13 protein-coding genes are annotated in these 15,267 nt (G+C 38.7%); 5 read left to right on the forward strand and 8 right to left on the reverse strand.

Annotated elements, in window-relative coordinates:
- The first annotated feature begins 112 nt into the window (after positions 1–112).
- Positions 113–742 carry a LysE family transporter gene (locus M3600_RS11790; RefSeq protein ID WP_237941416.1) on the forward strand — a complete coding sequence of 210 codons (630 nt, stop codon included), beginning with the start codon at positions 113–115 and terminating at the stop codon, positions 740–742.
- Between the two features lie 174 nt (positions 743–916).
- Here the strand turns inward: M3600_RS11790 and M3600_RS11795 are convergent, their stop codons facing one another.
- Both M3600_RS11795 and M3600_RS11800 read right to left on the reverse strand, forming a co-directional pair.
- Positions 917–1,216 (reverse strand): hypothetical protein, encoded by a 300-nt coding sequence (locus M3600_RS11795; protein ID WP_251646131.1) that lies wholly within the window; start codon positions 1,214–1,216, stop codon positions 917–919.
- 462 nt (positions 1,217–1,678) lie between these two features.
- A complete protein-coding gene (locus M3600_RS11800) occupies positions 1,679–3,133 on the reverse strand; it encodes an alpha-amylase (RefSeq protein ID WP_237942290.1) in 1,455 nt (484 codons plus the stop codon).
- 179 nt (positions 3,134–3,312) lie between these two features.
- Between M3600_RS11800 and M3600_RS11805 the strand changes: the two genes are divergently transcribed.
- Positions 3,313–4,533, forward strand: coding sequence for an MFS transporter (locus tag M3600_RS11805; protein ID WP_251646132.1), 1,221 nt, complete (start codon positions 3,313–3,315; stop codon positions 4,531–4,533).
- Positions 4,534–4,569: 36 nt separating this feature from the next.
- On the opposite strand, the gene M3600_RS11810 is transcribed toward M3600_RS11805, so the two are convergent.
- From M3600_RS11810 to M3600_RS11830, 5 genes are all read right to left on the reverse strand, one after another.
- A complete protein-coding gene (locus M3600_RS11810; RefSeq protein ID WP_233313873.1) occupies positions 4,570–5,736 on the reverse strand; it encodes a M20 family metallopeptidase in 1,167 nt (388 codons plus the stop codon).
- Positions 5,737–5,870: 134 nt separating this feature from the next.
- The gene (speD, locus tag M3600_RS11815) at positions 5,871–6,680 is read right to left on the reverse strand and encodes an adenosylmethionine decarboxylase (RefSeq protein WP_233313874.1); all 810 of its coding nucleotides are present in this window, start codon (positions 6,678–6,680) and stop codon (positions 5,871–5,873) included.
- A 130-nt stretch (positions 6,681–6,810) separates the two neighbouring features.
- The gene (gene glsA / locus M3600_RS11820) at positions 6,811–7,740 is read right to left on the reverse strand and encodes a glutaminase A (protein ID WP_233313875.1); all 930 of its coding nucleotides are present in this window, start codon (positions 7,738–7,740) and stop codon (positions 6,811–6,813) included.
- A gap of 167 nt (positions 7,741–7,907) precedes the next feature.
- Positions 7,908–10,157 carry a sensor domain-containing protein gene (locus M3600_RS11825; RefSeq protein ID WP_251646133.1) on the reverse strand — a complete coding sequence of 750 codons (2,250 nt, stop codon included), beginning with the start codon at positions 10,155–10,157 and terminating at the stop codon, positions 7,908–7,910.
- Positions 10,158–10,297: 140 nt separating this feature from the next.
- Positions 10,298–10,723 (reverse strand): EamA family transporter, encoded by a 426-nt coding sequence (locus M3600_RS11830; protein WP_233313877.1) that lies wholly within the window; start codon positions 10,721–10,723, stop codon positions 10,298–10,300.
- 253 nt (positions 10,724–10,976) lie between these two features.
- Here M3600_RS11830 and M3600_RS11835 point away from each other — a divergent pair, with 253 nt between their 5' ends.
- From M3600_RS11835 to M3600_RS11845, 3 genes are all read left to right on the forward strand, one after another.
- Positions 10,977–12,032 (forward strand): LLM class flavin-dependent oxidoreductase, encoded by a 1,056-nt coding sequence (locus M3600_RS11835; protein WP_251646134.1) that lies wholly within the window; start codon positions 10,977–10,979, stop codon positions 12,030–12,032.
- A complete protein-coding gene (locus M3600_RS11840) occupies positions 12,032–12,982 on the forward strand; it encodes an ATP-grasp domain-containing protein (RefSeq protein WP_251646135.1) in 951 nt (316 codons plus the stop codon). The genes M3600_RS11835 and M3600_RS11840 overlap by 1 nt, the downstream gene beginning before the upstream one ends.
- 99 nt (positions 12,983–13,081) lie before the next feature.
- A complete protein-coding gene (locus M3600_RS11845) occupies positions 13,082–13,705 on the forward strand; it encodes a ribonuclease H1 domain-containing protein (protein WP_233313880.1) in 624 nt (207 codons plus the stop codon).
- 60 nt (positions 13,706–13,765) lie between these two features.
- Here the strand turns inward: M3600_RS11845 and dacB are convergent, their stop codons facing one another.
- Positions 13,766–15,253, reverse strand: a complete 1,488-nt coding sequence (gene dacB, locus M3600_RS11850) for a D-alanyl-D-alanine carboxypeptidase/D-alanyl-D-alanine endopeptidase (protein WP_251646140.1) — start codon at positions 15,251–15,253, stop codon at positions 13,766–13,768.
- Positions 15,254–15,267 lie beyond the last annotated feature (14 nt).

The raw sequence follows: 15,267 nt of genomic DNA on the forward strand, positions 1-15,267 counted from the left end.
ATTAAACTTTTCTGTAAAAAAGCAGATTCAGATAAATGCTCGCATGAAACATATTTGTCTCCAATAAAACATAATAATGGATGTACAAGCAGTTGTGATGGGAGGAAAAGGATTGAGCCTAAGTATTTTATTCAGCTATATTCTTTTAGGGTTAACATTAGCTGCCCCAATAGGACCAGTTAATTCTGCTCGTCTTGATAAAGGTATTAAAAATGGGTTTTGGCATGCCTATATTGTTGGTTTTGGATCAATGGTTGCTGATGGGCTTTTTATGTTAATGGTCTATATTGGCATGGTCAATTTTCTGGAAATACCATTCATTCAAGTATTTCTTTGGCTCTTCGGCGGATTTATCCTCATTTATACAGGCATAGAAAGTATTAAAGGCTCCAATTCCATTACCCTTGATTCGTTAAGAGGAAGAGATTCCTTGTTCAAATGCTTTATTACTGGCTTCATTATGTCTGCGACTAGCCCGTTATCTATATTGTTTTGGCTTGGAATTTATGGGTCTATTTTAGCGAAAACAGCAAGTGAAAACGGTACAGGGATGCTGCTAGTGTACAGCAGTATGATATTTTTAGGGCTGATAATTTGGGATGTTATTGTCGCTGCACTAACCTCAAGTTTTAGGAGATTCCTAAATCTCACAACATTAAGAATGATTTCTATCATTTCTGGCATCACCTTATTATTATTCGGTGCCTACTTTGCTTATCAAGGAATTGACAGTCTTTTTTAAACGATAAAAAGGAATGGCGTATGAAGCCATTCCTTTCTTACTAGTAGCATTCCATCTCCATCCACTAGAACAAACGTCATATCCTCCCAATCCTTATCTATTTCTAGAACTGTCTCCCCTATTTTTCACCATCTTCTAATGCTTAGCTTTGAATTTCTCCTTGATTTTTTTTACCTACTTGATATTGATAAAGATAATATATTTTATTTTGTTCAATTTGGATATCACCAATAAGCCTTCTGAACTTTCTAGTTTACTTAAAAACTTACTTGACTCCTGTATTGAGTAAATTCTAGCTATTTTATTAAATGTTGCCAAATACCCTTCAGTCGTAAATAAATTTGAAAAAGATACTGAGTATTCCGCTTCATCTATTTTATTAAAATTATCGATAGTACTATCATCACTTGAGTAAGAGGTTAGTAAAATGGTACAACATAAAATTAAAACTCCGCATACAGGAAAACTTTTCATACTTAAAGCCACCTCAATATCTTTAAGTATTGTTAATAAGTAGGCTTGAATCTATATCATTTTGTATTTGAAGCACCTTTCACCCACAAACCGTAGTACTAACCCCCTCTTTACTAATAGGACTCCAATAGTTTGCAAAAGATTCAACTGTATACTTTTATTATAGAGCGCTTACATTTAAGCGGGCAATAATACTGAGCAAAACTTGTCACATACATAAAAAAATGTTCGTGTTAAGCAAAATGAAGAGGTTATTATCTTTTCATTACTTAGGAAACTACTCCAGCCACAATTAGACACAAAACAATAAAAACAACCGCAGGTACTATTTGAATATCACTGAAAATAGAAGAAGACGAACTAAACAAGTTCGCCTCCTTCCTACACAACAGCTAGAAAATTTTTAGTAATCTTATAAATCAACAGTTGAATCCGATTATCCATCGACTTATCAATTTAAACTTAATCCGCCAATCCCCAAACAGACACGCTTTGCCCATTAACAGGGAAATCGGCAAAACCATCCTCTTCAATGACAATTTGCTCTTCTCTTGTATTCGTTAAGTCTATCCAAGTTTCTCCAGCACGCTCTTGACCGACAAACATTCTTTTGCTGCCTTCTACATTATTGGATATAACTACAGCACAGCCGGATTTTTCGATGTTCTCATCGCCATGGCGAACCCAACCGATGACATTTTTATCATCAAAATAATCGTCTTGTTTTCCGTATGCTTTTCTTTTTCTAGCATATAACAGTGGATCAATTGCTATTTTTTTGCCATCAACAGGCACTGGACCGTTGATACCGTAATAATCGCCGTAGAACACACATGGATACCCATCTTTACGAAGCAAAATTAAGCTGTATGCAATCTGTTTAAACCAATCCTCTACCCATGATTCTAGCGATTCATTCGGTTGTGTGTCGTGATTATCGACAAATGTAACACTATGTGTTGGATGGAGGTTTACAAGAGTATCCTCAAAAATGGTGGATAGATCAAACTCACTGCCTTGGATGGAAGCAGTATGTAATTTATAGTGAAGCGGAACATCAAATAAATCAATAGTGAAATCCATTTCTTCTAAAAACTGCTGACACTCTTCAATATCACCTTTCCAAAACTCACCGACAAAATAAAATTCGTCGCCTCGTTCTTTCTTTAACTCAAGGGCGAAATCTTTAATAAATTCATGATTTATATGTTTTATCGCATCAAGACGGAAGCCGTTGCACGATAATGTTTCACTGATCCATTTCCCCCACTTAAACATCTCTTCCCTGACAGTCTCATTATTAAAATCTATATTAGAAAACATTAAGAAATCATAGTTTCCTAGTTCCTTATCGACATTCTTATTCCAATATTTATTCTCACCAAGAATGCGGAAGACGCCTTCCTTCTCTTCTTTCGCATCATAATCTGTTCCATTAAAGTGGTTGTAATTCCACTGGAAATCAGAGTATTTACCATTTCTTCCTGGGAAGGTGAACTTTGTCCAGCCTTCGATATCATATGGTTCAGAAATATCTTCTTCTCTGTTCTCTGGATTCACTTCAACCACTTTAAAGGTTTCCGCTTCATCAGCGCCTGCCTTATGGTTCATTACTATATCAACATAAACAGCGATTCCAACATTATGACATGCCTGGATAGCCTCCACTAATTCGTCTTTAGTTCCGTATTTTGTCCGGACACTTCCTTTTTGGTCGAATTCACCAAGGTCATACAAATCATAAATTCCATATCCGTTATCATCACCAGTGATTCCTTTTGTTACTGGAGGAATCCAGACAGCATCAATTCCTGCTTCCTTAAGTTCACCAGCTCTTTCCTTTAATCTTTTCCAATGGTTCCCATCTGCTTCTAAATGCCATTCAAAAAACTGCATAATCGTTTTATTTTCCATAATAACACTCCTTTAAAGTTTAAGATTATGAGTAATAAGTACCCCAATTTTTGTTTTTTTAAAGCACTTAGCAGGTTATTAAGAAAATTTTTTTCGCGATTGAATTTCGCATTGCGAAATAAGTGTATTGCTTATACAATAAAACTGAATAGTCTAAAATAACTGATATTAAAGGAGCAGCGATGAATAAGAAAGTTTTTTTATATGTGAAGGCATTCTCCGACTTAGGGACCTTTATGGATTTAATCGCTATAAATGTCTTAATGTATGCTGCTACAGGATCTACTGGTTGGCTAGCAGCGACAATGGCGTTCCGCACACTCGGCGGCGTGCTTTCGAGCCTATTTTCAGGGGTACTTGCTGACCGTTTTGACAGGCGGAAAATCATGATAACAGCAGATGTTTTGCGGGCAGCTATTATTCTTTTGCTGTTGATTTACCCAAATCCAGTTATGATTGTGACTGTATGCTTTCTGATCGGATTAACGACCAGCCTGTTTGCTGTCAGCTACAGTGCGGAAATCCCGCAAATTTTCGGGGAGGATAAAGTGATTAATACAAACGCCTTAATCGCACGGCTTACTTCTGTAAGTCTTGTGTTTGGATTTATTGGCGCAGGTATAATCACGGAGCTTATCGGTTATCAAGCCACACTAATTATTGATGGGGCAACGTATATATTGTCTGCCTTTATCTTAATGCGGATGAAGTGGCAAACGTCCGCACAAACGAAAACTCCTCTTGCTGCTAGCAGTATGAAAAGCGTATTAACAAGTCTTGGCAATGACCTGAGAGAAGTCAATGCGTTCATTTTATTAGCACCAATGCTGCTTTTAGTTAATCTTGTTTTCTTAATCGGCTCCTTTGCAGGTGCTTCTCATAATTTAGGAATTCCCTTGCTTGCTGAGGTGATTAATGGAGAAAAACAAAGTCTTTATTATGGGTTGATTTGGGGTGCTTGGGGAATTGGTTCTGTTTTTGCAACAATGATTATGCCGAAAATTAAGTTCCAGACGGAAAGAAGCATTTATTATGCCTGTTTCGTGTCTGCTATGTTGATGTCAGCAGGTTTTATTACATTCTTTTCTAACACAAACAGCTGGATTATCTTAATATTTGCATTTGTCACAGGAATTTTTGATGCAACCTTTACTACTCTGCATGCTGTATTGCTTCAAAAAACAGACAATCATATTAGAGGAAGAATCTTTGGTGTTGGCATGCTCCTCAAATCTCTTGGATTTGCATTAGGTTTCGTTATAGCTCCACTCATCCTTGAAGCAACCTCACTAAAGCAGATGGTTTGGATATTTCATGGGTCATTGATTGCTTCAACAGTGTGTATTATTTTTATAGCCTTAAACACAAGCAAAAAACGAAAACTATGGAAAAGCGTTTCTTAAAAAAAACCTCCTGGCAAGCGCACCAGGAGGTTTCTGTTATTTATTGCGGTTAAATTCATCTTTAATTTGTTGAAGCAGCTCTTTGTTTGTTAATACTTCATAGCCTGTTAACGCCATCGATTTTGCCCCAACAATCATTGCTTCTCTCGCCTGATCTGTCATTGCAGCCTCTCTAAATTCATGTGTGTGGCATGCATATGCTTCATTGCAAATTTTAATATATGGGTGAATTGAAGGCACAGCTTGGCTGACATTACCCATATCAAGGGAACCAGATCCGTCTCTTTGCTCATAGATTTCCTGTGCAGGTATGCCAAGTGAAACTAATTCCTTATTAAATGCTTCAGAAAGCGTATCGTTTGTAATCATATCATCATAAGAGAATTCATAGTTAGACACTGTTAATGTTGCACCAGTCTGCAATGCAGCACCTTCTGCGCATTTTTTCACCTTCTCAACAAGCTCGTTCACATAGTCTCGTCTGGCTGCACGTACATAGAATTGGGCAACTGCATAATCAGGGACAACATTGGCTGCCTTGCCGCCTTCTGGAATGATGCCATGAATGCGTGCATCTGAAGTAACATGCTGGCGAAGGGCATTGATGCTGTTAAATGTTTGCAGTACTGCATCTAATGCGTTAATTCCCATATGAGGGCTTGCAGCAGCGTGGGCTGCTTTCCCGAAGAACTCAAATTGGATCGCATCCATCGCTAAGGAAGATCCGCTTTTCATATTATTATCAAGAGGATGGACCATCATGGCTACATCCAGTTCAGAAAAGATATCTTGTTCTGCCATGGTAACCTTGCCGCCCTTTGTTTCCTCTGCAGGCGTTCCATAAACGATAACTTTACCGCCAGTCTCAGCCAGGACTTTGCTCAGGCCAATACCTGCCGCAATTCCCATCGTGCCGATTAAATTATGGCCGCATGCATGGCCAACTTCTGGCAATGCATCATATTCTGACATAAAGCCAATGACTGGACCTTCCTTCCCGCTGTCAAAAACGGCACGGAACGCAGTTGGCAGTCCGCAAAAATCTCTTTCTACTTTGAAATCATGTTCTAATAATGTTTTTATTAAGACTGCACTTGCCTTGAATTCCTCATGGCCAAGCTCAGGGTTTTCGCCGATATATATGCTGATTTCTTCAAATGTTTTTTTATGCTGATCAATTGCATCGATGATTGTTTGTTTCAAGTAAACCTTTCCCTTCTCCCTATTATGATACTATCTTACCAAAATTTTTGGCTATTAACATTATAAAATGATTAAAAATTATATTTCAAGCATATTTATACAAAAAAAGAACAGGCTAAACGCCTGTCCCTGTATTAGTTGTTGATATTTTTTCCATAGAAAATCTCGTTCATTTCTACTGTCAGCTTTTCTGTTATGTCTGCCTGCTCTTTTTCACTTAATTCATCAGCTGTATATCCAAACAAGTAATTGTTTAAATCAAACTGCTTCAGCTTACATTTTGTATGAAAAATATTTTCTTGGTAAATATTTACATCAATCATATCAAAGGTTTTTTTCGCTTCATCGGGAATATAATTCTGAATTGAGTTAATGTCATGATCTATAAACAGCTTATGTCCATGAATATCACGGGTGAAGCCTCTGACGCGGTAATCAATAATCATGATATCTGTATCAAAAGAATGAAGTAAATAGTTGAGTGCCTTCAATGGAGAGATTTCTCCACAGGTGGAGACATCTATATCAGCGCGGAATGTGCTGATTCCTTCATCAGGATGGTATTCAGGATAAGTATGAACAGTTATATGGCTTTTATCAAGATGCATTACAACAGAACCAGGCAGCGGCCCTGGTGATTCTTCAAATACCTCTTTAGGAGCTTCCGCCACAGGGCCTTCTGAAACTAATAAGGTGACACTTGCTCCTTGCGGTTCATAATCCTGCTTTGCGACATTTAGAACATGTGCCCCAATAATATCGGAGACATTTTTTAAAATACTCGTTAACCTATCGGCATTATATTGCTCATCAATGTATTGCAGATAGCTTTCTCGTTCTTCCTTTGTTCTTGTATAACAAATATCATACATATTAAAGCTCAGCGATTTTGTCAGGTTATTAAAGCCATGCAATTCTATACGCTGCTCAGGTGTTAAGCTCATGTTTGTATTCCCCCTATTTCTGCTTTAAACTAGTCTCTCAAATAGTTTTATGTTACCCCTATCTATTTGAAAATAACCAAAAGCAGAAATAGAATGGATCATATCATTTACTCAGATGGCGGCAACTCAATCAAAACATACTTAAAGAATATTTCTTCGCTAAGATTTCAAGCAGCTTGACTCCTGCCACACTATTTCCTTTGTCATCAAGGGCAGGACCGGAAATGCCGATACCAAAACGATTAGGAACAGCGCCTAGAATTCCGCCGGAAACACCACTTTTTGCCGGAATGCCGACACGAACTGCAAACTCCCCAGATGCATTATACATTCCGCATGTTACCATAAAGGTTTTGCAGATTCGGGCCACATGCGCTGGCATTATCCGGTTATTCGTTACTGGCTCTACACCATCCATTGCAAAAATAATCCCTATTCTTGCAAGATCCAGGCAATTAACCTCAATGGCACATTGCTTCGTGTAAAGGTCCAGCAGTTCTTCCACATCTTCATTGATGATGCCGTGCTGTTTCATAAAGTGGCATAAAGCTCTGTTTAGATGAGATGTTTCAAACTCAGAGCGGGCAACCTCTTCTGAATAGCTGATGTCATCATTGCCTGCCAGTTTTTTCACAAAATCTACAATACGTGTTAAACGCTCCTCGACAGAATTTCCTTTAATCATGCTTGTGACCGCTAATGCACCTGCATTTATCATAGGGTTTAGCGGCTTCGACGGATTGCTCATTTCCAATTTAACAATGGAATTAAAGGGGTCTCCTGTCGGTTCATAGCCTACCTTTTGGAAAACAGTGTCTTCTCCGGACTCCATTAATGCAAGTGCTAAAGTAAGCACCTTTGAGATACTTTGCAAGGTGATTTTTTCCTTAATACACCCTGCTGAATAACATGTACCGTTCGGATAATAGACCGCAATCGACAAATCATCACCATTTGCTCGGCTCAATGCTGGTATGTAGTCAGCGACTTTTCCATCTTTCGTATATACCTTTGCTTCCTCTAGAACTGCTTTCAATTCATCTACTGTTTTACATGGCATACATCATCACCAACTTCTTTCATTTCATTTCCTTATTTATTTCCTTATCGAAAAGAAATAAACTTCCACTTAAATATAGCGGACTTCTATATACTTATACTATACAATATGAATGGAAACAATCGCCAAGTTTGGTTATTATCCTAACAAAAAGGACTTGAGTTTATTCAAGTCCTTTCTGATTTTCCTGCTGAAGCCTGCGCAAACAGCAGTTGTTCTATTTCCTGTCTTGGCAACGGCTTGCTGTAATAAAAGCCTTGTCCAAGTACACAATGATTAACTTTTAAGAAATCTAGCTGTTCTTCGTTCTCTATCCCCTCGGCAATAACAGAAAAATTCATATTATGACCCATATCAATAATTGCTTTTACTAACGACCCTTTATGAACTGGATCTGTTATATCATCGACAAATGTTTTGTCTATTTTAATCGTATCAATCGGCAAATACTTTAAATAGCTTAAAGAAGAATAGCCTTTGCCAAAATCATCAATTGAAATATTAAAACCTAAACTTTTCAGCTTATGCAGGATATTCAAAGATAAATCAATATTTTGCAGCGTGCTTTCTGTAATTTCTAATTCAAACATTTTTGTGTTCAAGCTGTACTCTTCTGCAAAATTACTGATAATCTCTGCAAAATCTTGACAATGAAATTGTCTTGGCGATATATTAATCGACATTTTAATATCATTTAAGCCTTGCTTGTTCCATTCCATCATCTGCCTGGATGCTTCTTTTATAACCCAGTCTCCAATTGGAATAATTAAGTTTGTTTCCTCAGCGATTGGAATAAATTCGGCTGGAGAAACAAATCCAAATTGGGGATGCTTCCAGCGCAATAATGCTTCCACCCCAAAAATCTCACCTGTAATAATGTTAAATTGAGGCTGATAAACTAAAGAAAGCTCATTAAGCTTAATCGCTTTTCTTAAAGCCATTTCCAGCACCATTTTTCTCGAACTGCTTTCCTCCAGTGCGTGGGAATAAAACTGATAATTGTTTTTGCCATTATCCTTAGCCAAATACATTGCCGCATCTGCATTTTTAATCAATGTTTCCTGGTCTTTACCATCAGATGGATAATGGCTGATGCCAATGCTTGGTGTGACGAAAAACTCTTCCATCTTAATGAAAAGCGGCTGCGTGAAAGCCTCCAGAATTTTGTCTGCTTTACTTTTTATTTCCTGTAAGTCTGCATTTTCGAGGATTATGACAAATTCATCTCCGCCAAGCCTTGCGACGAAATCACCTTCTTCAAGAGAAGATTTCAGGCGATTAGCTACCTCCTTTAGAATCATATCTCCTGTTGAATGTCCCCTCGTGTCATTTATCCGCTTAAATTGGTCAAGATCCAAAAACAGCACATACAAGCTTTCAACAGCAAGACAGTGGATACGATCATGCAAATAGACCATACAGCTGTTTCTATTCGGCAAATCGGTTAACGTGTCATTATATGCCAAACGCTTAATTAAAGTATCAGATTTCTTTCGTTCTGTAATGTCTCGCCCAACAACAAGCACGGCATGACTTCCCGCGAATAAAATTGGCATGCAGGACAACTCAACATCCATTACTTTTTGCTGTAATGTTTTAATTTGCACTTCTACTCTCAAATTTTTAGCGCCGTTAATGGAAAACTCGTGATTAATCTTTTCATAGTCTTCCGTTGACAGCAACTCATACACGGTGTTGCCAACGAGCTCTAATGGATTGGATGCACCAATGAGCTTACTGCCTGCAAAGTTGATATAAAGCATTTCATAGTTACTGACAACAGCAATTATGTCAGGCGACATTTCCACAAGTGTACTAAAACGGTCTTCATTTTCTTTGCTTTCCGTTATATCAAAAAAAATGCTAGTGAATTCTATCATTTTGCCATTACCGTCATATAAGGGAATGCCCTTGTCTTTAATCCAGCGGATTTGACCGTCTGGCCGTATAATTCGGTATATGCTTGTGACTTCTTTTTCGGTCTTTAATGCTTCCAGTCTTTCCGTTATCAGACCTCGGTCGTCTTCATGAACTACTTCTTTCCATAAATCAATATTTTGGTAAAATTCTGCTGTTGATCGACCATAAATTCTTTCCATTCCCGAAGTGATGAATAATGTTCCTATCTTATAATCGTGAAACCAAATTGCCATATCCATCGTTTCAAAAATAGTCTGCAATTTAGTGCTGCTGTTTTTCAGCTCCATTATAAGGGCAGAAATGTTCTTTAACAGCACCATCAAGGAAAAGATGGAAATAAGGCTGAAAAGAAGATGCAGTAAAATGAATACAACATGATTTAGAAAGTGATAAAAGATATTTACAAGCATTGATAGAACAACACATAAACAAAGGGTAATGATCCATTTCGTTTGACTGTTTTTATAGATCATTGTTGCTCTCTCCAATCGTCTCATGTACCTCCTTAATAAGAAGGAAAATAAGGATTTTGCACCCTATTTACACTCTTATATCGGTACAATTCCGTATTTTGTTGAGAGGATTTCACTACGATAACAATAAAAAAATCAGGAAGGATATCCTTCCTGAAAATAAATTAATGAAGTGCTGCTAAAATAACACCTATTGTAATTAATCCAATCCCTACACCGTTCAGAAGACTAATCTTTTCTCCTAAGAAAATGATAGCGATAAGTGCAGCCAAAACGACACTCAATTTATCAATTGGCGCTACTTGTGTGACCTTTCCTGTTTTTAATGCTAGAAAGTAGAACAGCCACGAAGTAGCCCCTGCGATGCCGCTCAATACAATAAACATGAAATTCTTTTTATCAGAAATAATGCTCGGAATTTTATGCAGGTTGCCTTCTATCGCTACAATGATGAAGAGAAAAACTGTCATAATCATTGCTCTGACAGCTGTTGCTGTATTAGCATCAACATTTTGCAAGCCAATTTTTCCAAAGATACCAACTAATGCTGCACAAACGGCTGAAAGAATAGCATAAATTAACCAAGACAAACAAATTCCCCCTTTTTTATAGTTTGGTTGTTTAATCTTGATTTACTCTTCCTTCCTGAAAATATCTGTATTTCCATGCATAAGAAAATGCTTTTTTTGTGGATTTATACGAGTTTCAAAGCAATCTGAGTATTTATATAGGATTTAAAGTGTCCACTCTATTGACAGTTAGTATATCTCTATAATAACATTATAAATATTCTAAAAACTTTAGCGTCCTAAAATATCAGATTACATAAAAAGGAGAATCAACATGAAATATGGATTTTGGCTGCCTATTTTTGGCGGATGGCTTAGAAATGTAGAAAATGAAAACATGCCGCCTACATTCGATTATGCAAAAAAGGTCATTCAAAGTGCAGAAAGTTGGGGCTTTGATACAACGTTGATTGCAGAACTATACTTAAATGATATTAAAGGCCCTGAAAGAGATTCATTAGAAGCCTGGTCAACTGCCGCTGCACTTGCAGCAGTTACCGATAAAATAGAAATTATGACAGCGATCCGTCCTGGGTTTCACAATCCTGCAGTTGCTGCTAAGATGGCCGCCAATATCGATCATATTAGCAACGGCCGATTCACCTTAAACGTTGTGTCTGCATGGTGGGAGGAAGAAGCTAGGCAGTATGGCGGGATCTTCACAGAGCACGATGAGAGATATGAGCGTACAGAGGAATTCTTAGCTGTTTTAAAAGGATTATGGACAGAAGAAACATTCAGTTATAAAGGGAAATTCTACGACATTAAAGAAGCAAAGCTTTCTCCTAAACCTGTGCAGAAGCCTAATCCAATCCTTTATGCAGGCGGAGAAAGCCCGAAAGGCAAAGCAGTCATTGCTGAAACCTGCGATGCTTATGTGATGCATGGCGGTACAGTCGATGAGATTTCTCTAAAAATTCAAGATATGCAGAAGAAAAGGAAAGAGTTTGGAAAAGATTTGTTTACGTCCTTTGGAATGGCTGCCTATGTTATTTGCCGTGATACAGAGGAAGAAGCACAAGAAGAGCTTGCTAGAATTACAGATGTGAAAGAATCCTCTGCCTATGCAGGCTTTGATGATTTTGTAAATAAATCACAGCTAGAACAGCAAATTAAATTGCAAGATTATTCTGTTTCTAACAGAGGCTTGAGACCAGGACTTATCGGCACTCCAGAGCAAATTGCTAAAAAAATTGTTAAATATGAAGATGCCGGCATTACGCTGCTCTTGCTGCAATTCTCTCCTCAGCTCGAAGAAATGCAACGATTTTCAGAACAAGTTATGCCCCTTGTCGCATCATTAAAAAAAGAAAGAGAAGTGACGAAGTGATGAGTAAAGTTTATGTTATCCATGAAAACAGTGAATGGACTGTTCATTTAACGAGACGTTTGGAGGAGCTTAATATTCCATTTGAGGAATGGGATTTGTCAGAAGGCAATTTTGACTTAACTGAAGAACCGCCTGAAGGAATTTTCTACAGCCGTATGAGCGCTTCCTCCCATACGCGAGGCCACCGCTATGCGGCAGAATATACTTCTGCTGTGCTCGAATGGCTGGAATCATACGGCAGAACTGTGATAAATGGAACGGGCGCACTTCGACTTGAAGTGAGCAAAGCGGCCCAATACGCGGCCTTGTTCAAACATGGTATTAAAACACCAAGAACGCTTGTGGCTACAGGAAGTGAGCAAATTATCCAAGCTGCTAGAAAACTAGGCGATCCTTCTTTTATTACGAAACATAACAGAGCAGGAAAAGGCTTAGGTGTCCGCCTGTTCCATTCAATCGAAGAGCTGGAAAGATATGTGTATGGCCCTGAATTTGAAGAGCCTGTTGATGGAATCACGCTCATTCAACAATATATTGAAACACCTGACCAAAGCATTACACGCTGCGAGTTTGTAGGCGGCAAGTTTGTGTATGCAGTGAAGGTTGACACAGCAGGCGGCTTTGAACTGTGCCCGGCAGATGCGTGCCAGATCAATGATCTCTTCTGCCCTGTCGGCGAACAGGTGGAAGACAAGCCAAGCTTCACCATCCAAACAGAGTTTAATGAGCCTATCATTGAAAAGTATGAACAGTTTCTGCAAGCACAAAAAATTAAAGTAGCAGGAATTGAATTTATGAAAGATAAAGATGGAAACTTGTATACGTACGATATCAACACAAACACTAATTATAATGCGGATGCTGAAAAAGAAGCTGGTATATTCGGGATGCTGCAGCTTGCTGAATATTTGCAGGGGTTACTGCAAAAACAATACGGAGTTCCAAACTAAGGCTTTATTTAGGACTTGCTAATACTTTTAGCAAGTTCTTTTTGTGACAAGCTGTGTTATGATTAGGAAATGACTTTAGTTTGAGGAGGCAACTTCTTTATGGCAAAACAAAAATATTATGTCGTGTGGAAAGGTCGTAAGCCGGGGATTTATAAAACCTGGGCTGAATGCGAAAGGCAGACAAAGGGCTTTCAAGGTGCGTCCTTTAAATCGTTTCCGACATTGGCAGAAGCAGAGCAAGCATATAAGCAAGGCGGATTCAGTTCGTCTTCCGCAGCAGGAAAAAGCAGCAATGCAGCTAGTAGCAGTTCTTCTCTGCCGATTGACGAAAACAGCATTTCAGTAGATGCAGCATGCAGCGGAAATCCTGGCATGATGGAGTATCAAGGTGTCGACACAAAAACTGGTGAAAGAATCTTCCATTACGGTCCTGTGTTTGGCACAAATAATATTGGCGAATTTCTAGGAATTGTCCATGCCCTTGTGATGCTTAAAAAACAAGGAAAAAACACAACCATATACAGTGACAGCATGACTGCACTGTCATGGGTGCGCAATAAAAAAGCCAATACAAGTCTCACTCGAGACAGCCGTACAGAACAGCTTTGGCAAATGATTGAACGTGCAGAAGCATGGCTGAAGGAAAACAGCTATGAAAACAAAATTATCAAGTGGGAAACCCATCTTCACGGCGAGATTAAAGCTGATTTTGGCCGGAAATAGATGGGATAGTATTTACGTAAACATGAATTGCCAGGAAGGCTTCCCCTTCCTGGCTTCTTTTTATTGGGATGCTAACAATTCCACAATTTGATCTTCTATGACCTTGCCCTGCTTTTCATCCATTAAGTGATTCAACAAAATCGAGAATATGTATGTTTTGCCGCTTTTACTTCTAACATAGCCTGACAGGGAGCTGACTGCAGATAATGTACCTGTTTTTGCTTTAACTGCCCCTTTTGTATTTTCAGAAAAAAGACGGTTGCGCAGTGTGCCGCCAATCATTCTATCTTTATTGCCGGAGACAGGCAGTGCCTTTTCATAAATCGGAAACCAGGCTTGCTTTTGCACGTTGAAAAGCAATGTTGACAAATCGTTTGCTGTTATTAAATCAATTGGCGAAATGCCAGAACCATCGCGCAGAAGTATTTTGTTTTTATCTAGACCAAATTGTGTCAATTGGTCCCGCAAAACAGCAATTCCCTCATCAAAGCTGCCTTCCCCTTTTTCCACTCTGCCCATTTCCTTTAAGAGTGTTTCTCCTATCGTATTATTACTGAGCTTCATAAATGGAATAAGCAGTTCTGACAGCGGCATGGATTTATGCACAATAATTGGAGTGGACAAATCTGGAGTTTTCCCTTCCTTAACTTGACCTGTCCAAGTAATGTTCTGTTTTGCCAATGCTTGCGTAAAGACATCCAGCACCATATCCGGAGGACTTTCTACTGCTACCCAAACCTTTGTTTCCTCTGCACCTATTGGGATATTTCCCTTTAAGCTGATAGATTCCCCGCCATGCTCCCTTTCTGCCTCTATATCCTCTTTTGCTCCTTGTGCGGCAGTTGTGGTTTTATTGTTCATTTCAAGCTTAAGTGAAGAAGGCAAAACACTGACGATTGCCCTGCTTCCAGCTTTTGCCCCAGGTTTCACCTTCATCATTATAGTGCCTGCATCATATTCTTTATCTGGTGACATAGTCAAAGCAGAAACTGGTGCTCCATAATAGGTGGATTCATCACTCCAGGCTAAATCAACTGAGTACGGCACATCATCATACCAGCTCGCATCTCCAATAATACTGCCATTAATTTGATTAATCCCTTTAGCATGCAAATGTTCAGCAATTTTATCTAAATCACTTGCCAGTAATGTTGTATCTCCTTTTCCTTTCAGATAGACATTCCCACTCAACACCCCATCTTCCAGCTTTCCGTCTGTGTAAATCTCTGTCTGAAAACGGTAGTCAGGACCTAAAACCGAAAGAGCAGCAGCTGCTGTTAACAGCTTTAAATTCGAAGCAGGAGCTAATCTCGTTACAGCCATTTGTTCAAACAACACTTGGCCGCTGTTTTGATCACGAATGCTGATACCAGCGAGACTTCCCTTTAATTCAGGGATGGTGTTGAGCAAGCTGTTCAGCTGACTGTTCAGCTCGCCCTCGTTTCCTTTAGCATTTGCTTCCACATGAAAGGAAATGGTTCCGCTCAGTTGTAACACAATCATTCCAATCATAACAGGAAGCAGTACGAATTTACGTCTTTTCAACATCCAACTTCACTCCT

It is taken from the genome of Niallia sp. MER 6, assembly GCF_023714395.1.
Classification (GTDB): Bacteria; Bacillota; Bacilli; order Bacillales; family Cytobacillaceae; genus Niallia.

Excerpts from the sequence above, each read along its gene's own strand:
- M3600_RS11795 (WP_251646131.1), bottom strand. The coding sequence starts at position 1,216 with ATGAAAAGTTTTCCTGTATGCGGAGTTTTAATTTTATGTTGTACCATT.
- M3600_RS11805 (WP_251646132.1), top strand. The coding sequence starts at position 3,313 with ATGAATAAGAAAGTTTTTTTATATGTGAAGGCATTCTCCGACTTAGGG.
- speD (WP_233313874.1), bottom strand. The coding sequence starts at position 6,680 with ATGAGCTTAACACCTGAGCAGCGTATAGAATTGCATGGCTTTAATAAC.
- glsA (WP_233313875.1), bottom strand. The coding sequence starts at position 7,740 with ATGCCATGTAAAACAGTAGATGAATTGAAAGCAGTTCTAGAGGAAGCA.
- M3600_RS11825 (WP_251646133.1), bottom strand. The coding sequence starts at position 10,157 with ATGAGACGATTGGAGAGAGCAACAATGATCTATAAAAACAGTCAAACG.
- M3600_RS11835 (WP_251646134.1), top strand. The coding sequence starts at position 10,977 with ATGAAATATGGATTTTGGCTGCCTATTTTTGGCGGATGGCTTAGAAAT.
- M3600_RS11840 (WP_251646135.1), top strand. The coding sequence starts at position 12,032 with ATGAGTAAAGTTTATGTTATCCATGAAAACAGTGAATGGACTGTTCAT.
- M3600_RS11845 (WP_233313880.1), top strand. The coding sequence starts at position 13,082 with ATGGCAAAACAAAAATATTATGTCGTGTGGAAAGGTCGTAAGCCGGGG.
- dacB (WP_251646140.1), bottom strand. The coding sequence starts at position 15,253 with ATGTTGAAAAGACGTAAATTCGTACTGCTTCCTGTTATGATTGGAATG.